Origin of the sequence: Nocardia puris (assembly GCF_036051655.1) — a bacterium.
Taxonomy (GTDB): domain Bacteria; phylum Actinomycetota; class Actinomycetes; order Mycobacteriales; family Mycobacteriaceae; genus Nocardia; species Nocardia puris.
The window spans coordinates 7,861,802-7,884,443 of sequence record NZ_CP107943.1 but is presented as its reverse complement, the minus strand read 5'-3'; the positions used below and the strand labels follow the sequence as shown (position 1 = coordinate 7,884,443).

The 22,642-nt window shown below is 69.8% G+C and carries 23 protein-coding genes and 2 pseudogenes; 12 read left to right on the top strand and 13 right to left on the bottom strand.

Annotated elements, in window-relative coordinates; genetic code table 11:
* Nucleotides 1–138: 138 nt before the first annotated feature.
* The gene (locus tag OHB21_RS36525) at nucleotides 139–1,638 is read right to left on the bottom strand and encodes a peptide deformylase (RefSeq protein ID WP_324192236.1); all 1,500 of its coding nucleotides are present in this window, start codon (nucleotides 1,636–1,638) and stop codon (nucleotides 139–141) included.
* Nucleotides 1,639–1,812: 174 nt separating this feature from the next.
* Between OHB21_RS36525 and OHB21_RS36520 the strand changes: the two genes are divergently transcribed.
* The 3 genes from OHB21_RS36520 to OHB21_RS36510 are packed head-to-tail and all read left to right on the top strand — an operon-like array spanning nucleotide 1,813 to nucleotide 4,881.
* Nucleotides 1,813–2,799, top strand: coding sequence for a dTDP-glucose 4,6-dehydratase (locus OHB21_RS36520; RefSeq protein WP_195125924.1), 987 nt, complete (start codon nucleotides 1,813–1,815; stop codon nucleotides 2,797–2,799).
* Nucleotides 2,796–3,770: an ATP-grasp domain-containing protein gene (locus OHB21_RS36515; RefSeq protein ID WP_324192237.1), complete on the top strand. Its 975-nt coding sequence runs from the start codon at nucleotides 2,796–2,798 to the stop codon at nucleotides 3,768–3,770. Before OHB21_RS36520 ends, OHB21_RS36515 begins: the two co-directional genes overlap by 4 nt.
* A complete protein-coding gene (locus tag OHB21_RS36510) occupies nucleotides 3,754–4,881 on the top strand; it encodes a DegT/DnrJ/EryC1/StrS family aminotransferase (RefSeq protein WP_195125922.1) in 1,128 nt (375 codons plus the stop codon). The genes OHB21_RS36515 and OHB21_RS36510 overlap by 17 nt, the downstream gene beginning before the upstream one ends.
* On the opposite strand, the gene murG is transcribed toward OHB21_RS36510, so the two are convergent.
* Complete coding sequence (gene murG / locus OHB21_RS36505; protein WP_195125921.1) at nucleotides 4,865–6,022, bottom strand: undecaprenyldiphospho-muramoylpentapeptide beta-N-acetylglucosaminyltransferase; 1,158 nt, start codon at nucleotides 6,020–6,022, stop codon at nucleotides 4,865–4,867. The two genes, OHB21_RS36510 and murG, sit on opposite strands and share 17 nt — an antisense overlap.
* 342 nt (nucleotides 6,023–6,364) lie before the next feature.
* On the opposite strand from murG, the gene OHB21_RS36500 reads away from it, so the two are divergent.
* The 3 genes from OHB21_RS36500 (at nucleotide 6,365) to OHB21_RS36490 (ending at nucleotide 9,860) form a co-directional block, all read left to right on the top strand.
* On the top strand, nucleotides 6,365–7,252 hold the full coding sequence (locus OHB21_RS36500) for a bifunctional helix-turn-helix transcriptional regulator/GNAT family N-acetyltransferase (protein WP_067510356.1): 888 nt from the start codon (nucleotides 6,365–6,367) through the stop codon (nucleotides 7,250–7,252).
* A gap of 147 nt (nucleotides 7,253–7,399) precedes the next feature.
* Nucleotides 7,400–8,779, top strand: coding sequence for an ABC1 kinase family protein (locus OHB21_RS36495; RefSeq protein WP_195125920.1), 1,380 nt, complete (start codon nucleotides 7,400–7,402; stop codon nucleotides 8,777–8,779).
* Nucleotides 8,780–8,906: 127 nt separating this feature from the next.
* The gene (locus OHB21_RS36490; protein ID WP_067510360.1) at nucleotides 8,907–9,860 is read left to right on the top strand and encodes an alpha/beta hydrolase; all 954 of its coding nucleotides are present in this window, start codon (nucleotides 8,907–8,909) and stop codon (nucleotides 9,858–9,860) included.
* 4 nt (nucleotides 9,861–9,864) lie between these two features.
* Here OHB21_RS36490 and OHB21_RS36485 read toward each other — a convergent pair whose 3' ends face one another.
* The 3 genes from OHB21_RS36485 to OHB21_RS36475 form a co-directional block, all read right to left on the bottom strand.
* Nucleotides 9,865–10,884 carry an alpha/beta hydrolase gene (locus tag OHB21_RS36485; protein WP_195125919.1) on the bottom strand — a complete coding sequence of 340 codons (1,020 nt, stop codon included), beginning with the start codon at nucleotides 10,882–10,884 and terminating at the stop codon, nucleotides 9,865–9,867.
* Between the two features lie 142 nt (nucleotides 10,885–11,026).
* Entirely contained in the window at nucleotides 11,027–12,238 is a 1,212-nt protein-coding gene (locus OHB21_RS36480) for an esterase/lipase family protein (protein ID WP_084537778.1), read from the bottom strand.
* Complete coding sequence (locus OHB21_RS36475) at nucleotides 12,235–12,561, bottom strand: hypothetical protein (RefSeq protein ID WP_228791536.1); 327 nt, start codon at nucleotides 12,559–12,561, stop codon at nucleotides 12,235–12,237. The genes OHB21_RS36480 and OHB21_RS36475 overlap by 4 nt, the downstream gene beginning before the upstream one ends.
* Before the next feature lie 185 nt (nucleotides 12,562–12,746).
* On the opposite strand from OHB21_RS36475, the gene OHB21_RS36470 reads away from it, so the two are divergent.
* Both OHB21_RS36470 and OHB21_RS36465 read left to right on the top strand, forming a co-directional pair.
* On the top strand, nucleotides 12,747–13,349 hold the full coding sequence (locus tag OHB21_RS36470; protein ID WP_067510362.1) for a YdcF family protein: 603 nt from the start codon (nucleotides 12,747–12,749) through the stop codon (nucleotides 13,347–13,349).
* Between the two features lie 43 nt (nucleotides 13,350–13,392).
* Complete coding sequence (locus OHB21_RS36465) at nucleotides 13,393–14,322, top strand: FAS1-like dehydratase domain-containing protein (protein WP_195125917.1); 930 nt, start codon at nucleotides 13,393–13,395, stop codon at nucleotides 14,320–14,322.
* A gap of 253 nt (nucleotides 14,323–14,575) precedes the next feature.
* Here the strand turns inward: OHB21_RS36465 and OHB21_RS36460 are convergent, their stop codons facing one another.
* Nucleotides 14,576–15,931, bottom strand: a complete 1,356-nt coding sequence (locus OHB21_RS36460) for a PucR family transcriptional regulator (protein WP_067510366.1) — start codon at nucleotides 15,929–15,931, stop codon at nucleotides 14,576–14,578.
* A gap of 294 nt (nucleotides 15,932–16,225) precedes the next feature.
* Nucleotides 16,226–17,137 carry a fumarylacetoacetate hydrolase family protein gene (locus OHB21_RS36455; RefSeq protein WP_067510368.1) on the bottom strand — a complete coding sequence of 304 codons (912 nt, stop codon included), beginning with the start codon at nucleotides 17,135–17,137 and terminating at the stop codon, nucleotides 16,226–16,228.
* A 199-nt stretch (nucleotides 17,138–17,336) separates the two neighbouring features.
* On the opposite strand from OHB21_RS36455, the gene OHB21_RS36450 reads away from it, so the two are divergent.
* Nucleotides 17,337–18,071 carry an enoyl-CoA hydratase/isomerase family protein gene (locus OHB21_RS36450; RefSeq protein WP_067510372.1) on the top strand — a complete coding sequence of 245 codons (735 nt, stop codon included), beginning with the start codon at nucleotides 17,337–17,339 and terminating at the stop codon, nucleotides 18,069–18,071.
* An 11-nt stretch (nucleotides 18,072–18,082) separates the two neighbouring features.
* On the opposite strand, the gene OHB21_RS36445 is transcribed toward OHB21_RS36450, so the two are convergent.
* Nucleotides 18,083–18,211, bottom strand: coding sequence for a hypothetical protein (locus OHB21_RS36445; RefSeq protein ID WP_267465306.1), 129 nt, complete (start codon nucleotides 18,209–18,211; stop codon nucleotides 18,083–18,085).
* Between the two features lie 63 nt (nucleotides 18,212–18,274).
* On the opposite strand from OHB21_RS36445, the gene OHB21_RS36440 reads away from it, so the two are divergent.
* Nucleotides 18,275–18,985: a helix-turn-helix domain-containing protein gene (locus OHB21_RS36440; protein ID WP_195125916.1), complete on the top strand. Its 711-nt coding sequence runs from the start codon at nucleotides 18,275–18,277 to the stop codon at nucleotides 18,983–18,985.
* Here the strand turns inward: OHB21_RS36440 and OHB21_RS36435 are convergent.
* Nucleotides 18,967–19,542: a dihydrofolate reductase family protein gene (locus OHB21_RS36435; RefSeq protein ID WP_084537779.1), complete on the bottom strand. Its 576-nt coding sequence runs from the start codon at nucleotides 19,540–19,542 to the stop codon at nucleotides 18,967–18,969. The genes OHB21_RS36440 and OHB21_RS36435 overlap by 19 nt on opposite strands.
* Before the next feature lie 133 nt (nucleotides 19,543–19,675).
* Between OHB21_RS36435 and OHB21_RS36430 the strand changes: the two genes are divergently transcribed.
* Entirely contained in the window at nucleotides 19,676–20,083 is a 408-nt protein-coding gene (locus tag OHB21_RS36430) for a hypothetical protein (RefSeq protein WP_067510376.1), read from the top strand.
* Nucleotides 20,084–20,523: 440 nt separating this feature from the next.
* Here the strand turns inward: OHB21_RS36430 and OHB21_RS36425 are convergent.
* Nucleotides 20,524–20,631 (bottom strand): annotated as a pseudogene (locus tag OHB21_RS36425) (LysR family transcriptional regulator); the annotation flags it as partial.
* A 73-nt stretch (nucleotides 20,632–20,704) separates the two neighbouring features.
* Between OHB21_RS36425 and OHB21_RS36420 the strand changes: the two are divergent.
* Nucleotides 20,705–20,881, top strand: coding sequence for a hypothetical protein (locus tag OHB21_RS36420; RefSeq protein ID WP_170160699.1), 177 nt, complete (start codon nucleotides 20,705–20,707; stop codon nucleotides 20,879–20,881).
* Nucleotides 20,882–20,899: 18 nt separating this feature from the next.
* On the opposite strand, the gene OHB21_RS36415 is transcribed toward OHB21_RS36420, so the two are convergent.
* The 3 genes and pseudogenes from OHB21_RS36415 to OHB21_RS36405 form a co-directional block, all read right to left on the bottom strand.
* Nucleotides 20,900–21,229 (bottom strand): FUSC family protein, encoded by a 330-nt coding sequence (locus OHB21_RS36415; RefSeq protein WP_324195188.1) that lies wholly within the window; start codon nucleotides 21,227–21,229, stop codon nucleotides 20,900–20,902.
* Nucleotides 21,230–21,278: 49 nt separating this feature from the next.
* Nucleotides 21,279–21,503: pseudogene (locus OHB21_RS36410) on the bottom strand (arsenic resistance protein); the annotation flags it as partial.
* Between the two features lie 209 nt (nucleotides 21,504–21,712).
* A complete protein-coding gene (locus tag OHB21_RS36405) occupies nucleotides 21,713–22,558 on the bottom strand; it encodes a helix-turn-helix domain-containing GNAT family N-acetyltransferase (protein WP_067510384.1) in 846 nt (281 codons plus the stop codon).
* Nucleotides 22,559–22,642: the final 84 nt, after the last annotated feature.

The window sequence follows — 22,642 nt, the reverse complement described above, 5'->3', positions numbered from 1 at the left end:
CCGCGTACCGACCGTACCCTCGAGCCCGCACATCGTTCGGCGGGACGGCGGCGGGTGTGCTCACCGTGGTGGGCCCGGCCGTGCTGGTGTACCGGCGGCGCATCAGGCCTGCGGTCTTCCGCGCCTCCACCGCCGATGTCAGTAGGTCCAGTTGGTGCCGGTGCCCCGGTACTGCTCGACGGAGATGGGTTCGACGCCGGGCTTCATGCGGTCGAGGTAGAGCTGTCCGTGGAGGTGGTCGACTTCGTGAGCGACGAGGCGCGCGAGACCTCGATCGAATTCGGTGATCCGGGTGTTTCCGTCGATGTCGGTGTGTTCGACGTGGATCGTCAGTGGTCGCGGTACCCGGCCGCGTAGGTCGAAGAAGCTCAAGCAGCCTTCGTACTGTTCGTCTTCACCGCTGGTTTCGACGATGCGTGGGTTGAACAGGGTGATGGTGTCCCCGGTTGGGGTGCGCACGATCGCTGCGGCACGGCTGATCCCGATCTGGGGCGCGGCGATCCCCATTCCTTTGCCGAACACGTGGGCCTGGGCTACTCGTTCGGCGGCCGCGGTCAGTTCGGTGACGACACGGCGGGCGTCTTCGGCTTCGGCAGGTAGGTCGAACGGGCGGGCGATCCGGCGCAGGATGTCGTCGCCTTCTTGAGCGATGCCGAGGCCGGCCATGACCTTGCTCGGTGGGGTGTATTCGTAGTCGTTGCGTCCGCGGAAACTCCATTCGAGGCGGTAGCGCGCGTGCAGGGGCGGGTGCTCGGTGGACCAGGCGTAGGTGTGACGTTCCTGGTCGGTCCGGTGGTTGATGGGTGTGCGGAACGGCTGGCCCTCGGCGGCCATCGAGGTTTGCAGGCCCCAGACCGAGGGCTGCAGCGCGGCGGGGAAGTCCAACCGTACCGACAGGCGGTTGGTGGGCAGGCGGACCGCGCGCTGAAACCAGTTGCCCCAGTGGATCGCCGAGACGGTGTACTCGTATTCGATCCAGCAGGCGTGGCTCGGGTAGAGCGGGAAATGGCGGCCGCCGCCGAATTCGCTGAACTCGAGCCACACTTCTTTGAACGCATCGCGGTCGTGGTGGACGGTCCACGCCATGGGCTCCGCGCGGTGGTCGCCGTGCCAGGCGTGCAGCCCGATCTCGTCCCAGGTCAGTGGATGTTCCTGGTAGAGCTGGTTGGATCGTTCGGGGTCGCCGGGGTAGCGGTCGACCGAGATCCTGATCAGGTAGCGGGTGATCGGTTCGGCGCCGCCGTTGATCAGGCGGCGCCGTTGACGGAGCCGGTAGGTGTGGCCGTCGAAGGACAGGCTCGCGTCGTCATGGTCGACCACCAGCGATCCGATCGTGTCGGCGGTGTCGGTGACGGGGATTGCGCGGGCCGTGGTGGAACGTCCGGCGCTGAACTCGGCGAACGCCGCGCGTAGCGCCCCGCCGGCTTGCAGGGTCGACTCGGCGCAGGCGGCGAAGTCCCTCGACGGTCGCTCGGTGCCGGATTCGATCTTGGACACGTAGGGGCGGCTGTAGCCCAGTTTGGCAGCCAGCGCGCGGCGCGACAGGCCGCGCACGTCTCGCCAGCGGCGTAGCTCGAGTGCGAAGACGTTGACCTGCGTCGCGGGATCGTCGGCGGGCGATGTGTCGGCCGGGGTCACTGTCGCGGTGCTCCTGTTCGCCGGGTGTGCGTGTGCGTGAGTATCCCGTGAGTATGCGCCCACACTGTCGAAACATCCTGCATCCGTGGGGAAATGGGACACCAACGGCCCGGAATCCACACTCTGACCTTTGCGGGAGAGCCCGGTGGGCCGACCGAGTTCGGGGAGGTACGTATGAGCAGAGTCCTGGTGACGGGAGGCGCGGGTTTCATCGGCTCGCACTACGTCCGGCATCTACTGGACCACGACGACGTCGAGAAGATCACCGTGCTCGACGCGCTCACTTACGCCGGGCACGCGGGAAACCTCGGCGCCGCGATGCTCTCACCGCGGCTTCGCCTGGTTCCCGGCGATATCGGTGACACCGCCCTGGTAGACGAGTTGGTCGCAGATCACGACGAAATTGTCCACCTGGCCGCGGAATCGCACGTCGATCACTCCTTCACCCAAGCAGCCCGCTTCATCTCCACGAACGTGGCGGGCACGCAGACGGTTCTCGAGGCCGCGCGCCGGCACGGGATTGCCAAGGTGGTGCACGTGTCCACCGACGAGGTGTACGGGCCGGTGCTCGACGGCGCCGCCAGCGAGGACGCGCCGCTGGCGCCGACGGTGCCGTACGCGGCGAGTAAGGCCGCCGGCGACCTGATCGCGTTGTCCTACTTCAGCACTCACGGCGTGCCGGTGTGCGTAACTCGCTCGTCGAACAACTACGGGCCGCATCAGCACCCGGAAAAGATCATCCCCGCCCACATCACCGCGCTGTTGCACGGCGCCGAGATCGTGCTGCACGGCGACGGTCAGCACGTGCGGAACTGGCTGCACGTCGCCGACAACTGTGCGGCCCTGGAACTGGTGCGCCGCCACGGCGTTCCCGGTCAGGTCTACAACGTCGGTGGCGGAGTGGATCTGACCAACGAAGCGCTCACCGGACTGATCCTGGATGAGATGGGTGCGGGCTGGGATCGTGTGATCCGGGTGCCCGATCGCTGCTGCAACGACCGCCGATACGCGATGACGTGGGACAAGATCGCCCGGCTCGGATATCGGCCGCAGCGCGGCATCGCCGACGGGCTGGCCGAGACCATCGCCTGGTACCGCACCAACGCCGACAGGTGGGCACCGATGCTGGCCGCCCGTACCGGCTTCGGAGTCCACCGGTGACCGGGCCACGAGTGTTGGTCACAGGTATCGGTGGCCAGCCCGGATTCGATATCGCCCGGCGTCTGGAGCAACTCGGCGTCACGGTGATCGGCGCCGACGCCGACCCACTGGCCAACGGGCTGCTGCTCGACGGGATCGAACCACGGTTGTGCCCGCACGTCACCGATCCCCGCTACGGGGAAGCCCTGGTGAATCTGTGCGACACCGAGACCGTCGACGCGGTGGCCCCGACCGTGGAATCCGAGTTGCCTACTCTGATCCGTTTGGCAGGTGAGTTGGCCGCGGTGGGCGCACGGACCTGGCTACCGACCCGCCGGGCGGCCGATGCCTGTCGAGACAAGGCAGTATTCGCCCAGACGCTCGTCAGAGCCGCCGTCGCGCACCCGCCGACCTGGCTGCCCGAGCAACTCGACGACGCGCCCGCCGACGGACAGTTCGTCGTCAAACCTCGCACGGGTCAGGGCTCGCGTGGAGTCCTGCAATGCCGAGGCCGGGACCGCGCCCGCGCAGCGTGCTTGCTGATCGAGGACTCGATCGTGCAAGTCCAGCTCACCGGAACTGAATTCACCGCGGACTGCCTCGTCGGCGACGACGGCCGTGCCGGTGTTGTGCTGCGGTGGCGGCTGCTGACCAAAGGGGGGTTGTCGATCGTGACCCGTACTTTCACCGACCCCGAGATCGACGCGCTGGTGCGCGACGCCCTGGCCGCCGTCGGCATCAAGGGGTGGTGTTGCGTACAGGGATTCGCCACCGACACCGGGCCGCAGGTCACCGAGATCAACGCGCGCCCGGCCGGTGCGTTCTTGGCCGCCGAATCTGCGGGCGCCGACCTGACCGGCCAATACCTCGCTGCGCTGCTCGGCGGGCCGATCGACCACGACCGGCTCGCTTACCAATCCGAGGTCACCCTCACCAAATACGTCGCCACCCTCGCCGTCACCACAGGAGACCGAGATGCCCACGCACACTGACACCCCGGCCATCGCTCGCAACGCCGCTCCGTACCTGCACGGTCCCGAAACCGCCGCGCTCACCGACGCGTTGATCGCAGGGCAGTACGGGCACAACACCGAAACCGAGGCATTCGAGCGGGAACTTGCCGACCATCTCGGCGTCGTCGAGGTCGTGACCACCCACCGCGGCACAGCAGCTCTGCACATGGCGTTGATGGCGGCCGGGATCGGGCGCGGCGACGAAGTCGTAGTCCCCTCTCAAACATTCTGTGCCACCATCCACGCCATTCGCGCCGCCGGCGGCGTGCCACGTTTCGCCGATATCGACCCCACCACTCAGTGCGTCACCCCCGACACCGTCGACGCCGCGATCACCGTTCACACCCGCGCGGTGCTGCCGGTCTTCTACGGCGGCCGCGCGGTCGACCTGACCGAACTCCGACTGGCCGACCGGGAGATCGCCATCGTCGAAGACGCCGCCCACGCCTTCGGCTCCCGCCACAGCGACGGCTGCCGCGTCGGCGCGACTGGTCAGCTCACCTGCTTCTCATTCGGCCCGATCAAGAACATCACCTGTCTCGAGGGTGGAGCGATCGTGGCCCGCAACCGCCGCGAAGTCGAACGACTACGCGCCTTGCGCACGTTGGGGATCCGTGCCAACCAGCTGACCCGCATCCGCACCACCGACTATCGCGTCGACGGGCACGGACTGCCCTACCACCTGTCCGCCGTTCACGCCGCCGTCGGCCGCGTGCAGCTGGCCCACTTCGACAAAGTCGCGACACTGCGAACCGCACTGTGGCGCAGCTATGCCGGTGCGCTCGCCGCCCTCGACGGCGTGGAACTTGTCGACGTCGATATAGACAACACGGTGCCGTTCAACCTGGTCGTGCTCGTCGACAATCGCGACGAGGTGTTCGCGCGGATGCGGGCCGCGGGCATCGGCGTCGGAGTTCACTACCCGCCCAACCACACTCAGCCCGCCTTCGAACGTTGGTACCGTCGCCTGCCCGCTACCGAACACAGTGCGCCGCAGTTGTTGTCGCTGCCGTTCCATCCCGCCATGACCGAGGTCGACGTCACCACAGTCGTCGATGCGCTGGCGGCCGCGCTCACCCGGTGCGGCTGACTGACGGTTCGCCCGCGGCGACGGTGCGCACCAGCTCGGCGAGCCGCGCTCCGGCATCGGGGCGCCCCAGCTCGCGGGCGGCCTTGCCCAGCCGGGCGCGAGCGTCCGGATCGGCCAGCAGTCTGCTGACTGCCGCGCTGACGGTCTGCCCGGTCACCGTGCCCGACACCGTGATCGCGGCACCGGCCCGCTCCAACAACCGCGCCGCTCGCGCCTGCTCACCACCGGCCGAGGACGCCAGCGGGATCAGCACCGCGGCCTTACCCAGCGCGGTCAGCTCAGCGATCGTGCCCGCACCGGCCCGGCACACCACGACATCGGCCGACGCCAGCGCATCGGCCATCCCCGCGCCGTCGATGAAGTCGACCACGACGTAGCGCCCGGACACCTCGCCGGGCAACGCCGCTGCCGTCTCCTGCAACGCCGACAGATCCGCAGCACCGGCCTGGTGGATCACGTTGGCCTGGGCCAACAGTGACTCGAGCGTCTCGGCCAGGGCAGTGTTGATCTGGTGGGCGCCCTGGGCGCCGCCGGTGACCAGCACGGTCGGCAAGCCGGGGTCGAACCCGCCGCCGAACCGCTCCAGCGCGGCCGCGGCGCTGCCGGTGAGCACCGACTCGCGAACCGGGTTACCGGTGACCACCGCACGCGCGGCGGCACGCGGCGGCAGCACCGCGACGCTCGCCTCCGACGTCACCGCCACGGCGGTCGCGATCCGCGCCAACACCTTGTTGGCCAAGCCGAGCCCGACAGTCTGCTCGTGAACGACCAGCGGAACACGCACCACACCGGCGGCCACGCCGACGGGTACAGCCACGTATCCACCGGTGGTCAACACGACGTCGGGGGCGAATGCGCGCAGCCGCCGCACGGCTTGGGCCACACCGATCGGCACCCGTGCCATGTCGGTCACATTGGCGCGGTTGAGCATTCGCAATGGGTTCCGGTCCCGGCGCAGTTTCCCGACGGCCACGGTCGCGAACTCGATGCCGTCGGCAGCTGCGGTCTGCTGCTCGAGCGAGTCCGCCTGCCCGAGCCACAGCACTCGCGTCGAGTTGTCTCGAGCGCGCAGTTCCCGCGCTACCGCGAGCGCGGGGAACACATGCCCACCGGTACCGCCTCCGGCGATCGCTATCCGCACGACACTGCCTTTCGTGGTCGACAACGAGCTCGAGTCTGCCAGCCGGATGACTCTTCGGCGCCGACCAGCACGCCGTGGAACTCTACGGCTGCCCCCGCCCCGGGCATCGGGGTATCGAGCATGACCTCGCACCTGTGGAGGTGCGCGTGCTCGGGGTGTGGTTCGGCGGATTGATGAGAAGTGCCCGCTCGGCCGGTGGGCCGGATTCATCGAAAACCCTTGCAAGACAGATCGCTTGCCCACCTCCGACATCGAGGCGGAGTGCCGCGGGGGTGCCGGGCCGACGGGCGCCGAGAGCGCCCCAGGTTGAACCACTGAAACTCTCTGACTAAAGTCAAAGAAATGGGCGACGAGCTGATCGGGCGGGTGCGGCGGTTCAACCGGACGGTCACCGAACGTGTGGGGGTGCTGCATGATCACTACCTCGGTCGTGATCGGCCGATCGGTGAGGCCCGATTGCTGTGGGAGGTGGGGGAGGGCGGGTGTGACGTGCGGTGGTTGCGGCAGCGGCTCGGCTTGGACTCGGGTTATGTCAGCCGGTTGCTGCGCTCCCTCGAGGCCGACGGCTTGGTGACGGTGGCGCCGCACCCCGGCGATCGGCGGTTGCGCACCGTCCACCTCACCGACGCGGGCCGCGCCGAGCGGGCCGAACTCGACCGTCGCAGTGACGAACTGGCGGCCTCGTTGCTCGGCCCGCTCAACGGGGCTCAGCGCGAGCGGTTGGTGGCGGCGATGGCCGAGGTCGACCGGCTGCTCACCGCGTCCACCGTCACCGTCGACGTCGTCGCGCCCGATCACCCCGACGCCGCACACTGCCTGCGGTCCTACTACGCCGAACTCCACGAGAACTTCGACACCGGATTCGACCCCGGCCGGAGCCTGCTGCCCGACGCCGGGGAGCTGAGCCCGCCGCGCGGCCTGCTGCTGGTCGCCCGCCTCTACGGCGAACCGGTCGGCTGCGCGGGGTTGAAACTGCCCGTGCACGGCGTCGCCGAGATCAAGCGGATGTGGGTCTCCCCGGACGTGCGCGGCCTCGGCCTCGCCCGCAGGCTGCTCACCGAACTGGAAGCACACGCCGCCCGACACGGCCACGACCGCGTCCGCCTCGACACCAACAAGACGCTCACCGCCGCGATCGCCCTCTACCGCGCGCACGGCTTCGAGGAGATCGCGCCGTTCAACGACGAGCCCTACGCCGACCACTGGTTCGAGAAGCGGATCGGCTCGTAGCGGAGCTTTTTGGGAGCGATCACAGCGAAACCGGCCTGATCCTCGTCACGGTGGACAGGATCCGGCGCACCCGGAGCAACCCGGCCCCGAACCGCGACCTGTGCCGTAAGTTCGCGCGTACCGCTTCGTCTCGGAGGGATGTGAGGCATGGTCGCCGGTCGGTTGCCCAAGGGACGGCTCGCGCGCAGCGGCCGGATCGGACGTCTGGCCGCCGGGCAGGCGGTGCGCGGCGTCGGGACGCGGTTGTCGATGATCGGCAAACCCGAGCAGGCCAGGCAGTTGCTGGCCGAGCGGTCCGCGTTGCAGGCCGCCCAGCAGGTCGTCACCGTGCTCGGCGGCATGAAGGGCGCGTCGATGAAGCTCGGGCAGATGCTGTCGGTCCTCGACATCGACCTGGTGCCCGAATCGCATCGGGAACTGTTCCGCACCAAGCTGTCCGAGCTCACCGACCGCGCGCCGACGGTGCCGTTCGACACCATGCGCGCGGTGATCGAACAGGATCTCGGACCGCTGGCGCGGGCATTCGCCGACTTCGACGAGACGCCGGTCGCCGCCGCTTCGATCGGCCAGGTGTACCGGGCCAGGACCCACGACGGTCGCGACGTCGCGGTCAAGGTGAAGTACCCGGGCGTCGACGAAGCCGTCGAGTCGGACATGCGCAACCTCGACCTGTTCAGCAAGCTGTGGAAGTCGATGTTGCCCAGCGCGGCCGACGCCGGTGTGCTGGACGAGATCAGCCGCAATATCGCCGGTGAGCTGGACTATCCGCGCGAGGCGCTGGCCCAGCACCGGGTGTCGGAGCGCTACCGCGGGCACCCGTACATCACCGTTCCCGACACCGTGCCCGAGCTCTGTTCGCACCACGTGCTCGTCAGCGAATTCGTGGCCGGGCATCCGTTCCAGCGCCTGCAGGAACTGCCCGACGCGGCGCGCGACGAGTTCGGCGAGCTGATCTACCGCTTCTACATCAGCGCGATGTTCGCCGACCACGAGTTCTGCGGTGACCCGCATCCCGGCAATATCCTGCTGGCCGCCGACGGGCGCCTGGCCTTCGTGGATTTCGGGCTCTACAACCGGATGGACCCCGCGCACCTGGACTTCGAGCGCATGGTGCTGCGCGCGGCGGGCGAATTCCGTCCGAAGGATATCTACACGACGTGGGTGGCGCGCGGCATCGTCGACCCGGAGTCGGCCGTCACGCCGGAGGAGTGCCTGGAGTACGTGTGGGCGGCGGCGGGGTGGCACCTGCTGGACGAGGAGATCACGGTGACCCCCGAGGTCGCCACCAGCGCGATCCTGCTGGCCGTGGACCCGAGGGCCGCCGAGTTCCGCAATATGCGCCACCAGTTGCTGCCGCCCGAGCACGTCTTCTCGCGCCGGGTGGACCTGTGGACCTTCGCCGCGCTCGGGCAGCTCGGCACCACCAACAACTGGCATCGCCTGGCGCGCGAATGGCTCTACGACGAACCGCCCGCCACCGAGATCGGCCGGGCCGTGGCGCGGTGGCGCGCGGACGCCGTTGGGTAGCGGCACAAACATTCGCGCTCCCCGCTGGGACCTGTCGGAATCTCCGCAGACGGACGTCTGACCAGGTTCGGGTGTCGGGCATCCTCGGAGCGGGTCGGTACCGGCCGACCCGGAGGAGAGGTGGGCGATGCGGGAATTCCAGGCCGGAGGCCACAGCCGCGGGGCGCGGATCGTCCGGCTGCTGTGCCGGATCTTCGTGCGGCCGACCCTGACGATCTGGCCGGTGCGCGGCCCGCTGGCGCCGTTCATGGGACTGGTGGATCTGGTGCACCGGCCCGTGCCGCGCCTGGCCGAAACGGAGTTGCGCACTGTGCGGGGCGGGCGGTGGCGCGCCGAGCTGGTCACGCCGGAGCGGCGGCCGGCGCGGCCGGGGGCGATCATCTACTTCCACGGTGGCGCGTTTGTGTTCTGCGGTGTGGCGACCCACCGCCGCATCGTGGAGCGCTTGGCGTTGCGCACCGGGATGCCGGTGCTGTCAGTGGACTACCGGCAGCATCCCGTCGGTCGGCTCGCCGACGCGCTGGACGACGCCGCCGACGCGGCCCGCTGGCTCGGCGACTACACCGGCGGCGAACCCCTGGTGTTCGTGGGCGATTCGGCGGGCGGCTTCCTCGCGTTCCAGCTGGCCTTGCAGGCGGCGGCGCGCGGCGTGGCGAAACCCGTTGGGGTGGTTGGCTTGTCGCCGTGGCTGGACATGGACCCGGCCGCGAAGCAGGCCCATCCCAACGCCCGCACCGATGTGTTCCTGCCCGCCCGCCGTTTCCCGGAGATCGCGCGGCTGATGGCCGGTGACGACGAGGGCGTGGTCGACCCGGCGCTGTCGCCGGTGAACGGGCCGCTGTCGTCGCTGCCGCCGGTGCTGTTGCACTGCGCCGCCGAGGAAGTCATGCGCGTGGACGCCGAACTGATGGCCGACCGGCTCCAGGCGCGCGGCGTGCCGCACCGGCTGAAGGTGTGGGAGGGGCAGGTGCACTGCTTCCCCGTGCTGGGCAACATCCTGCCGGAAAGCCGGGCCGCGCTCGCCGAGATCGCGGACTTCGTCCTGGACGTCGTCGACGGAGCGCAGGCCCAGGCGGGCTGACCGCTCAGATCCCCAGCCCCTCGGCCAGCACCGGCCACGACTTCTTCAGCGCGTCCTGCCAGTACCCCCACGAGTGGCTGCCCGTCGGCTGGAAGTCGAACGTCGCCGGAATGCCCAACTCGCCCAACCGGTTCCGCATGTTGTGCGTGCACCAGTTCACCGCGGCCTCGATGGCGCCGCCCAGGACGAGCTGGTTGAGGAACCCGCGCGGCCCCGGCTGCATGTGGGTGCCGCCGTACACGTCGTACATGCCGGGCACGCCGGTGCCGGTGGACAGGAAAAGCTTTGTGCCGCGCAGTTTCTCGGCGTGGATGTAGGGGTCGTTGGCGGCCCACATCGGATCGTCGGGCGGGCCGTACATGTTGTCGGCGTCGCCGCCGCCCCAGTTCTCCACCGCCAGCCGGATGAAGCGCTGGCCGATCGGGTCGCTGGTCTGCGCGCACCCGCTGTAGGCCGCCACCGCGCGGAACAGTCCGGGCGAGGCGATCGCCAGTTGCAGCACCGAGGTGCCCGAGGTGGACAGTCCCGCAATGGCATTCACGCCGTTCGCGCCGACCTCGGCGTCGACGAGCGGCGGCAGTTCCTCGGTGAGGAAGGTGCGCCACTTGTACCGGCCGAGCCGGGGATCGTCGTCGCGCCAGTCGGTGTAGTAGCTCCATCGGCCGCCGACCGGCTGCACCACGTTGACGTGCTTGTCGGCGAGGAACTCCAGCACGTCGGTGTTGCCCTGCCAGGTGGCGCTGTCCTGGCCGCCGCCCCCGCCGTTGAGCAGGTACAGCGTCGGGGCGGGCGTGGAGCGATCGGTGGGGCGCTGCACCTTCACCATGATGTCGGTCCCCATCGCCGCGGAATGGACGCGCAGTTGCAGCGTGCGGTCGTTCTCCACCCACGAGCCGGTCACGGCGGCCCGGTCGGGCTCGGCGCGCGAGACCGGTGTGGCGGACAACCCCGCCGCGAGGGCGAGGGCGGTGCAGGCGACCAGAAGAATCCGGGCCGGGTGGCGGGATCGGGTGGGCGCACTCATGGCTGTCTTCCTCGTGAAGTAGGCGGATCTCGTTCGCGGCGCGCGGATTTCGGTTCCGAGGCGCCGGGAGGCCCACCGAGCGGCCGTGTCGGGATGCGCTCGGTGGGCCGTTTTCACCGGATGGCGGACCGGCAGGTTCCCGTCAGAGGGAACCACCGCCTCCGATGAGCCACGGGTTGAAGGTGCAGTTCAGGTTCGGGAACCGGACCGGGTCGAGCGCCCGCAGCGCGATGGACAGGGCGCGCGGCGAGTACAGGATGGTCAGGTGATCCGACAGGTCCTGCTCGCAGCCTTCCTGAAGGGTGATGTTGTCCACCTTCACGCCCGGCCCGGCCTGCAGGAAGGTCGAGTCGTACGGCGTGGTGATCTCGTCGTAGCGGGTGCCGACGACGGTGTAGTCCACCCCGGGGATGGTGTCGCCGTTGGCATTGAGCTTCTGCACGAACTCCGAGCCCACGGTCTGCTGGATACCGGCGTGGCCGACGAAGATCTCGATGAATCCGAGGATATCGATACCGAGATTGTTGATCGCCCGCCCCAGCGCGCCGATGCCGATCAGCGTGGTGCCGTGGTGCGTGGCGCCATAGGTGATCAGGTTCTTCACCTTGTCGGCGCCGCCCTCGAACTTGGTGTACCAGTTGGCCATCGAGCCGCCCTGCGAGTGGGCGATGATGTCCACTTCGGAGGCGCCGGTGGCGGCCAGCACCCGGTCCACGAACGTGGCCAGCTGCTTGGCCGAATCCCAGATGTATCCGGTGCCCATCACGCCGGGCAGCACCGACCCGAGCCCACCACCCTCGAGCAGGTTCGAGCGGCCGTAGTTGAACGTGAAGGTGCAGAACCCGGCGTCCTTGATGGGCTGGCCCATGAACGCGTAGCCGTTGTAGGCGTTCATCCAGGTGCCGTGCAGCATCACCACGGGACGCGGGTTCTCGGCGGTCGGCTTGCAGTTCCAGTCGTTGGCGCCGGGGGGCGCCGCGTCCGGATTGGCCAGGCCGTAGCCGAACGCCGCCAGCCACGAGGTCATCTGCGGCCCGTGGCCGATGGTGTCGCTGGCGTACCCGCCGGAGGAGCCGGAGCTGGAACCGGAACCCGCGTAGCAGTCGCCGGACCCGTTGCCGGAACCGGTGCCGCTGCCGGAGTCGCACGAGGAGCCGGCGCCGCTGCCGGAATCGGCCACCGGCCCGGCCTTGCGGCCCTCGGCGATGTACTGCGCGAGATCCTGCTCGGTGGGCGCTTCGGGGGAAGCGTTGGCGGTCACTCCCGTGAGGCTCACGGCGAGCACGGCGACACCCGCCATCACCGCGGCACTGAACAGACCCGCCCACGGGCGGCGGCTGATACTTCGTTTCATTCGGATGCCTTCCTGAAGAACGACGTCGTCCTACTCGGTTTCGGGCGACTGCCGGTAGGCCGCCGGAAACTCGGGCAAACGCTATTCCTTCGAAAGGTGTTGAATCGCACCGTGAGGCGGTCGTCTGGACATTTCACCGACGAATCCCGGACGTGGTGGTCAGGCATAAAAAGGCCGAACAGGCCAGGGTTTCCGAGGAACTCACAAAACTGGGCCGCCAGGGTGTGGACGGCATCCCAAAGCCGATCCGCGGGCGCGGCGATCAGCGTGGCGAAGCCGAATATGCCGCCGATCGCGGCGAATTCACAACGATCGGCCGCCACCGTCTAGGCCCGATCATAAGACCGTCTGTGCGGCAGCCAATTACAGAGTAGCGCGTGCGGTGAGTTGTCCTCGACTCGTGCCGGTGCGGTCCGCAACGGTCGATTCCGAGAAACCATGGAAGGGAATTCCCCACGCCTTCGCCCGCCCGGTGCGGATATCGACGGCCTTTCCCCGGAGTAGTCCCATGCTCGTTTCGATCTCGAAGACGCGATCCCGATTCGGCGCCGTGGTGGCGCTGGCCGGTGTGGTGGCGATCGCGTCCACGCTCCTCGGTGCTTCCTTCGCCGTCGCCGACAGCGGCGGCCCGCCGCCGGCTCCGTCGGTGGCGCCCGCCGCGGGATTGGCGTTCCGCGGCCCGGCCACCGCCATCGTGATCCTCGGGCACGGACTGCTGCCCGACGGCGGGATGCGCGACGAGCTCTACGCGCGGCTGCGCGCCGGCTACGCGCAGGCGTTGCTGGCGCCCGCCTCACCGGTCATCGTGACCGGCGGCAACCCGCGCAACGGGCGCACCGAGGCGCAGGCCATGGCGAATTGGCTGATCGGGCACGGACTCCCGGCGCACCGGGTGGTGGTGGAGGACCGGGCCACCTCCACCGCGGAGAACGCCTTCTACTCGGCGCGGATGCTGCGCGAGGTGGGGGCGGCCGACGCGGTGCTCGTCACGTCGGCCGACCACATCGCGCGGGCCACGCGCCTGTTCCAGCACGCGGGTGTCGCCGTGATCGCCGAGGTGACCCCGGATCAGGTGCCGAACCTGCCCGCCGCGTTCGGTCCCCGGCCGTGACCGTGCCGACCCGGATCCGCCGAATCAGAACGGAATTCGCCTCATGACCGAACAGCAGCCGTCCGTCTCCACCCACCACGCCGATCGCCTCCTCGACAGCGGCACGTCGGTGACCTGGTCGGTCCGGATGGAAGCGATCAAGAAGTTCGCGGCCGCCACCAAGAATCACCACGCCGCGCACTGGGACCCCGACGCCGCGCAGGAACTGGGCTTCGGCGGTGTCGTGGCGCCGCCGGCGTTCTCGCTGGTCCACCTGGACCGCCTGCGCCGCGACGCGGTGGCGCTGCACACCCGCGATGTGCCCGACCTGCGCATCCTGCACACCGATCAGACCGTCGATTTCTACGAACCGCTGATGGCGGGGGACCGGCTGCTGTGCCGGGTGCACGCCGAATCGTTCCGGTATTTCGCCGACTACCGGGTGCTGTGCCTGCGGACCGCGCTCATCGACGAATGGGGCCGCACGCTGCAATGCGATCGCACGACGATGCTGGCCCGCGCCTCGGGTGGACCGGCGGCCGGGTCGCAGCAGTTCCCGGAATCGTCGGGGGCGCAACGCACTCCGACGCGGCCTGCGATTCCCCGGCGTTATCCGAACACGAGCCTCGATTTCGAGAGCCTCGCCGTGGACGCCGAATTGCCCGTGCGCACTTACGATGTCGCCGGAACCTATCCGCTGGTGACCGACCCGGTCGACGCCGCCGCGTTCCGCGCGCTGGATCTCGGCTACCTGACCGGCTACCTCACCGACTGGATCGGTGACCCCGGCGCGCTCACCCGGCTGCGCGTGCAGCGGGCGCCGGGCATCCACCACCCGGGCTGCGCGGCGCGCCGGAACCTGCGGCTCGCGATTCGCGGCCGGATCACGGCGCTGGACACCGAGCGCCGGCGGGCGACGGTGACGATCGATATGCGTGCCGAGGGTCGGCGCGTGTTCGGATATGCCGCCGCCGATATCGATTTCACGGTCTGAGGTCGGCAGGGGACCATTCGCCGGATCGCGGCGGCGAACGCCGCCGCGACATCCGATCGGCTCGGGTCGCCGGACAGTGCGTGCGGTGGCCGCCCGAGGCGTCGGCGGACCGGCGGGGTGCGCCGCTCACCGTAGTCCGGATCGCGGCGGGCGTTCGAGGGGCCGGCCCGGAACCGTGGTCGACGGTTTCCTAGGCGTGCCGGACGACGCGGTCCAGGGCGCGCGGATCGGATTCGTGCCGGCCGGCCTCGTCCTACGGGATGCGATGCGCGCCGGGTGCCGCGCCCACGAGCGATTCGGACCTGGCGTTGTGGAACCGGTAGCGGTGCGCGGTGGGGCGCGGCTCGGCGGGCGGCCGTGACGCCGTATCGCCGGACGATTCCCCGTGTGCCGCCGCGCGATTGGCGCGGGCGATCAACGCCGAGCGCAGGTACCACAATCCGTCGGCCTCGGCCGGGTCCAGACCGGTGAGGGCGCCGACGCGGCGCAGGCGGTAGTCGACGGTGTTCGGGTGCACGTTCAGCAGTCGGGCCGTGCGCCGTCTGCTCAGGTCGTTGTCGATGTAGGTCGCCAAGGTGCGCAACAGATCCGGGTGCCCGTCCAGCGGCGCGAGCCGCGCGTCGAGCAGGTCGCGGCCCATCCCGGGGCGGGTGAGCTGGAAGTGCAGCGCCAGGTCGGCGAACCGGTACAGGCCCGGGGCGCGGCCGAGCTGGTCGACGGTGTCGAGGAGTTCGTGCGCGTCGCGGGCCGCCGTCGAGATCCGGTCGGCCGGTGCGCGAACGACCGTGGCGCGCAACGGCACCCGCGCGGCGGAGCCGAGCCGGCCAACCAGATCCGCCAGACCGGATTCGGCGCACGCGGTGGTGGGCACCAGGATCGTGCCGCCGTCCACCGAGAGCAGCGAGAGCACCTGCTCGCCGAACTGCGTCGCGAGGGCGGCCTGCACGCGGCGCAGCTTGCGGCGCGCGACGACCTGGCGGTCCAGCTCCGCGTTGTGCTCGTCGGGGTGGGTGGGCAACTCGACGGCCAGCACGAAATACTCCGCGGCGATGGCGATTCCGCATTCGCGCGCCATCGCGGAGTCGGCGTGCCCGGCAAGCAACGCCGAGGTGAGGGTGTGGGCGGCGGTGTGGTGCTGGCCCGCGATGGCCTTGTGCTCGCGGACGTAGGACTTGCTGACGGTGGCGGTGACCAGGTTCAGCAATTCCAGCATGGCCGCCGTGCCCGCCACGATGTCGAACTCGGCGGCGGGCCCGACGCGGCCGGGCAGCAGGTCGAGCCCGGCCTTGAACCCCTCGTGCACCGCGTGCATGACCACCTCGATGGGGATGCCCTCGCACGCCCAGTTCGCGGCCGCGGCCTCCAGCCGCTCGGTCCGCGCGGGCAGCGGACCGCCGCGCAGGCGGTCGATCAACCAGCCGAGACAGACGCGCACCACGCCGGTGACGCCGGGGCCGAGCCCGTCGCCCGGCAGGGTCCGGCACGTCGCGACGGACTCCTCCAGGTGGGCGACCACCTCGCGCGCCAGCGCGTGCAGGTCGTGCGGTGCGGGCGACACTGCCCGTCCCGCGGGGTGGGTGGTGGGGCGGGCGATGCTCTCGATCGTCACGGTGACCTCCTTGTCACGTACTGCCGTACGCGCCGCGGCCCGGGGACCGCGAGCGCCGAGCGATCACCGATCGAACACTGTTGCTGTTACCGGCCGTTCGCTCTATAGGAACGGTAATCTGAGCTGGCGCTCACCTTCTACTCCGTTTCATTTCCGTTTCGTACGACGGAAAAGTGGGCGTCTACCAGGGGCGATGGCTGGCTCGGACAGGCCGGATGTGCGTGCGACTCACCAACTGTTCAGGTGAGTGCTCATCTTTTCGGCGCGCGTCCGGGTCACTCGGCCGTGCGCTGCTCAGCGATCGATGACGGTGTGCTCCACCTCGCCGATGCCGTCGAGGGTCAGGGTGAGCGTGTCGCCGGCCCGCAACCAGTGGCCGGTCTCCATGCCGCTCCCGCCGGGCAGGGTGCCGGTGCCGAACAGCTCGCCGGGCAGGAGTCGTTCCGAGCGCGAGGCGTGGGCGAGGACTTCGCCGATGCTCCACCGCATTCCGGCGCTGCTCACCGTGCTCACGGTGCTGCCGTTGATCGCCACCGTCCCGGTGAGCGCCGCGACGCGGGGCGCGATCTCGTCGGCGGTGACCGCGGTGGCCGACATCGAGTTGGCGAAGTGCTTGGACTTCTGCGGCCCGAACCCGCTGGCCATCTCCGCGCGCTGCACGTCGCGGGCGCTGAAATCGTTGAGCAGCACGAACGCGCCGACGGCGGCCAGCGCCTCCTCCGGCGTCGCGTCGAGCAGCGGGGCCGCGAGCACGAAACCGATCTCGAGTTCGTAGTCCAGCGCCGTCGTGTAGGCGGGCGGGCGGATCGGCGTGCCGGTCGGCACGAACGTGAGGTGGTTGGACATGTAGTACATCGGCTGGCGGTGGAACAGCGCGTTGGGCTTGAACAGCGGGAACGGCCGGCCCGTCACCGACTCGTAGGCGCTGGTCACCCGGTGCTGGCCGGGGTGGAACCGCCGCACCAGCCCGCGGCTGGCGTCGACGGTGTGCTTCTCGTAGAGCATGAAGTCCCGGAACGACAGCGGCTGGAACGGCAGCAGGTGGTCCGAATCCGCCAGGTGGCGTTGGGCATTGGCCCACTCCCACTCGGGCGCGAAGGTGCCGCCGCCGAGCGCCGTGCTGTCGGAGGCGCGCCATTCGCCGTCGTCGGTCCTGGCCTGGAGTTCCAGATGGTCGTCGACGCGCACTCGCCGCAACGTGGTCATGGTGTCCTCACCTTGTTTCGGAACGGTTGATCCGACCGTAGCGCGCGGGACGGCTCACCGGCACGGAGCCGGGTCTTGCCCGGTCGTCAGTTCTGGTAGAGGATGCTGCCAGATACGGGGCGCGGGTCGCTCGTGTGCGGCGGACGTGTGCCCCTCCGTTCGACCCTGGCACGCGGACCCGCTGCCGAGTGAGGAACCCATGACCGACGCACTGGTGGCGCGCGAGGACCGCGACGGCGTCACCACGCTGACGCTCAACCGTCCCGACAAGCTCAATGCCCTGCACGAGGGTGTGTTCGCCGATCTGCGCGCGCATCTGGAGGATCTGGCGAAGTCGGTGCCGCGATGCCTGGTGCTCACCGGGGCGGGGCGCTCGTTCTGCGCGGGCCACGATCTGACCGCGCTGGCCTCGGGCGACGCCGAGGGCTCCCGTCATTTCGAGGCGGAGACCGTCGACCTGCTCGAGTCGTTCCCGTGCCCCACCATCGCCAAGATCCGTGGGCACTGCCTGACGGGCGGGCTGGAGCTGGCGCTGGGCTGCGACCTGTTGGTGGCCACGGAATCCGCGAGTCTCGGTGACACCCACGGGAAGTGGGGCCTGGTCCCGGTGTGGGGGATGTCGGTGCGGCTGCCGGAACGGGTCGGAATGTCGCGCGCCAAGGAACTGAGCTGGACCAGCAGGCGTATCGACGGACCCACCGCGCTGCGGTACGGACTGGTGGACCACTGCGTGCCCGACGACGGACTCGACGCCGCGGTCGAGGCGCTGGCGGCGGAGATCGTCGCGAATTCGCCCGGCACCAACGCGATCTACAAGAAGCTCTACGCCGACACCGCCACGTCGGGCCGGCGCGCGGCGCTGGCGGCGGAACGCGAACTGCCGCACGGGCTTCCGGACGACATCGCCGAACGACTCGGCCGGTCGGGCGGGTAAACCCCGGCGGCTCAGTGCTTTTCGCCGGGCAGTTCGCTCGCCTGGCGAATCCACGCTACGAGCTGGGCGTCGTCCACGGCGTCGTCTTCGTGGATGTTGAAGTGCCGCTGCTCGGGGTGTTTCGACGCCTCGGGCGGCATGGGGTTCAGGGACGTGCCGAACTCGGAAAGACGCAGTTCGGGCCGCGAACTAGACTGCCGACGGTGGGCTTGGTGTTCGAGACGCGGGCGTCGGATTCGCCGTGGATCTCCTCGGTGTGGACGTGCCGTAGCGAGCGGATCGCGGAGATGACCTCCGTGGCGACCGAGACCTGGGGGCTGGTGTTCTGGGAGCAGGAGGGCGCCGCGCACGCGGGCGTCACCGGGCCCGAGAGCCGCACCGGCACCGCGCCGGTTCCGGAGGGCGCGGATTTCGTCGGCGTGCAATTCGCGGTCGGGACGTCGCTGCGCGCGGTGGCCGCACCGTCGCTGGTGGACAGCGGGATCATGCTGCCCGACGTGACCGACCGCGGGTTCTGGCTCGATGGCTCCCGCTGGGAGACACCGCGCCCCGACGATGTCGAAGCGCTGGTCGAGCGGTTCGTACGCGGCGGCGTCGTCGCGCGAGACCCGCTGGTCGCCGAGACGTTGCACGGCGCGCCGCCGACGGTCACCGAGCGAACGCTGGAACGCCGCTTCCGCGCGGCGACCGGCCTCACCCGCGGTGCGGTGCGCCAGATCGAGCGGGCCCGCACCGCCGCGATCCTGCTCGCCTCGGGCGAGACGCCCGGCGACGTGGTGAGCAAACTCGACTACTACGACGAGCCGCACCTCGCCCGCGCGCTGCGCCGATTCGTCGGGCGCACGGCGCGCGAACTGCGCGAGGGCGTGGGCGGCGCGATCGCCCTGGACCCGGCTCAGCGCACGACGGCGTAGATCAGTTTCGTGATGCCGTTGGGGTAGGACTCCGATTCCCGCAAGCGCAGCGACTGCTTGTCGCGGTCCTCTCGGCTGAACAAGTGTTTGCCCGCGCCCAGCAGCACCGGAAACACCAGCAGGTTGTACCGGTCGATCAGGTCGGCCTCGCCGAGCCGCCGGGCCAGTTCCGCGCTGCCGTGGATGAAGATGCCCCCGCCCTCGGTCTCCTTGAGCTTCACCACCTCCTCGGTGGATCGCAGGATGGTGGTCGGGCCCCATCCGTCGACCAGGGCGTCGGCGGAAAGGCTCGTGGAGACAACGTATTTGGGCAGCTCCTTGTACGCGGCGTGGTCTTCCGAATCCCGCCAGACCGGGGCGAAGGCCTCATAGCTGCGCCGCCCGAACAGCAACGCCGTGGTGTCCGCCAGCTCCTCGCCCTTGAGCGCGAAGGCCTCCGGCAGGAACTCGGTGTCCAGCACCCACCCGCCGCTGCGGTGCCCCTCCACCGTCCCGCCGGGCGAGTCGACCACCCCGTCGACCGACATGAAACCCGTGTAGACCAATTCGCGTGTCAACGAACCCTCCTGAGACCGAATGTTGTGGCCGAACCCGGCCACTCGCGCCCCCACTCGGCGCGCTGTCGTCCCCCAGCGTAGGGGCGGACGATCCGGCCGTCTTGGACGAAACCGACACCGATAACCTCCCTGCATGGCCGGACCGAGGGACGCACTGAACGAGAGCGCCGAGTCCGCGTTGCGCCGATGTGGGAGCGATCCGGTCGCGCTGGCCGGCGATGCCGCGTTCGCGACGGCGTGGCGGCGGGCGGATCCGTCGATGCGTGCGGCGGTGCTGGTCGACCTGGCCTGGCGCCACCGGCACCGGCACGTTCCCGAGGTCACCGCCGCCGGGGAGATCGGCGGCGTCGACGCGCCGACGTACGCGCGGCTCCTCCGGCTGCACGCGGCCGAGTTCTACGGCTCGGACCGGCCGGACGAGCTATCGCACGGCATGGTCGGCGGATTGGCGCGGATGCTCACGTGGCATCCGGACGATCTCGAGCTGAGTCCGGCGACGGTGCTGCTGGTGCTGAGCGCCCGGCCGGCAGCGGTCGCGTAGGAGCGAGACGCCCGAGCCGGTGAGGTCGTCGCGGTAATCCGCACGCCACGCCATGGTCAAGGCAGTGGTCTTGCCGCGCACCGGATCTCCGGTGCGGGTGGTGAACGGGCCGTCGGCGGCTTCCGGGTGCGGGCCTTCGACAGCCCTGCGGCCGGCGACCGCGAAATCGCGCGTCGGGAGTGTTCTTTCTCCGCGAGGTAGGACTCGGGCGGCGCACCCGGGCTCTTACGGCTCGGTCAGTCCGGTGCCCGGCCCAGGATCGCGTCGAGATCGTGCCCCCGCGCCGTCTCGGTGAGGGCGCGGGCGAGCACCGAGCCGGGCTCGCTCGCCGGGGTGAACAGTGCGACGTCGGCGGAGATCGACGGGTCGTCCAGGTGCAGGACGCGGGTGCCGGGTGGGCGGCGCAGGGCGTGTAGCCAGGTGTCGGGGACGATGGTGCGGATCGCCTCCGACAGCGCGGGCTGGGAGACGTAGCAGGCGGCCGCGGCGCGCGCGAAGTGCCGTTCACGGGCGAGTGCCACGAAGTACCCGAGCTGACGAAACAACATGCTCCACTCCGATCTCGGTACGGACCCCTCGACATCACACACCTCGCGGGCGATCGGTGCCATGCTGGTGGGCATGAGTGACGACGAGACCGCCTGGTACTACAACCTCGAGACGCACCGCGCCGAGCAGGGCAAGCTCGGGTGGGTCGGCAACCGGATGGGGCCCTACCCGGACCGCGCCACCGCCGAGCGGGCGCTCGAGATCGCCCGTGAGCGCAACGCGGCCGCCGACGCCGACGACGAGGACTGAGCGCCCGCGACGGTCGCCTCAGCCACGACCACTCCGCGCCTCGACCCCCGGGGTCGGGGCGCTGACGTCGTCATCCGTGCGCGAAGTGCGGGACCGGCGCACCAGCACCGCCACCGCGATCCCCGCGCTCACGCCGATCAATGTGTCGACGCCGCGTTCGGTCAGCATGGTCATCGGCTCGGCGGGTGCGGCCAGATCGGTCATCAGCATGATCAGCGGGGTGAAGAACCCCAGCGAGAGCGCGTAATTGCGGGTCATGAACAGTTCGGTGGGGGACAGCAGCACCATCACCAGCACCGCGAGCGTGCCCGGCGACGGATTCGGCAGCAGGAGCGCCGCCGTCACCAGCAGTCCGGCGAAAGTGCCCAGGATCCGGTGGATTCCACGGGTGATCCGACCAGCGCACCTTGGCCAGCACCGGATACATCATGATCAGCAGCCCGATCGCGATGGGCAGCGAGATGCCGTCGATCTCCGCCGCGCCCAGCGCCTCGCCGAGGCCGGGGATCAGTCGTCCGAGCAGCAGGCCCGCCACCATCGCGGCTCCGATCCACACCGGCAGGTAGCGGTCGAGCGTCGAGAGTTTGCCGGCCACGGCCGGTGGCGCGGTGTCCACCGTCATGCGCCGGCCACCGTCAGGCGATCGGAGTCACCGGCGAGGACGCCGGAAATCCGTTGCAGCACTTCGTGAACCACGCGGTAATACACCCAGGATGCGCGGCGTTCACTGGTCAGCAGGCCTGTCTCGCGCAGCCTTAGACATACATCGATATTGACAGTTATCGATATCAATGCCAAGCGAACGGCCGGTGAACGTGACCCCGATCGGACTCAGCGCACCGGACTGCGGCGTTCGAGGAAGACCGCGTCCCGCCACGCGTCGCCCACTCGCACCACGCGCTCGCGCACGCCGACTGTGCGGTATCCGGCACTGTGGTGCAGGGCCAGGGCGGCGCGGTTCTCCGGGGAGAGCGAGGTCTGCACGGTCCACAGCCCGGCCTCGTCGGCCGCGACGACCTGCGTGAACAGCAGTGACTTCCCGATACCCCGGCCACGGGCCCGCTCGGTCACATAGATCTCGCTCTCGGCGACGCCGCGATAGGCGGGGCGGTCGGAGACCGGGCTCAACGCCGTCCAGCCGACCACCCGGCCCGCGACCTCGGCGACCCACCGATGGTCCGGAAGCCAGTGCGCGGTCGGGTCGGCGGGGGATACCGCGTCGAATTCGGCTGCCTCGGAACAGATCTCGCGGATCGCCCCGGCGTCGGCGTCGGTGGCGGCGCGCACGCTCACATCGGGCGGCAGCTCGCTCGGACAGCACGGCCGCGGCGCGAGGACGCCCATCACGGCATCGGCGGCGTGCGGCAGGCCGGTGCAGCAGGCCGGGTTGATCGCGACCACTGTCGACGTGCCGTTCTTGTGCAGCGTGACGAAGCCCGTTTCGGCGAGTTTGCGCAGGTGGTGCGACACCGTGGGTTGGCCGATGCCCAGCGCCTCGGCCAACTCGCCCACCGTGATCCCGCCCGCGCGGGTCGCGACCTGGTGCAACAGGCGCACCCGCGTGGGATCGGCCAGCGTCGCGAACCAGCCCGCGTACCTGGTCGCCTCGGCCACCGGCAGCGCGTCGTCCCGGGCCGAGCCGCCGGTGCGGACGGTCGGCATGTCGAGCGCAGTCATGCGCCCAGTATATCGACGAACGTCGATGGTTGCCTTCATCGACGTGTGTCGGCAGAGTCTCGGGAACATTGATCGATGAACATC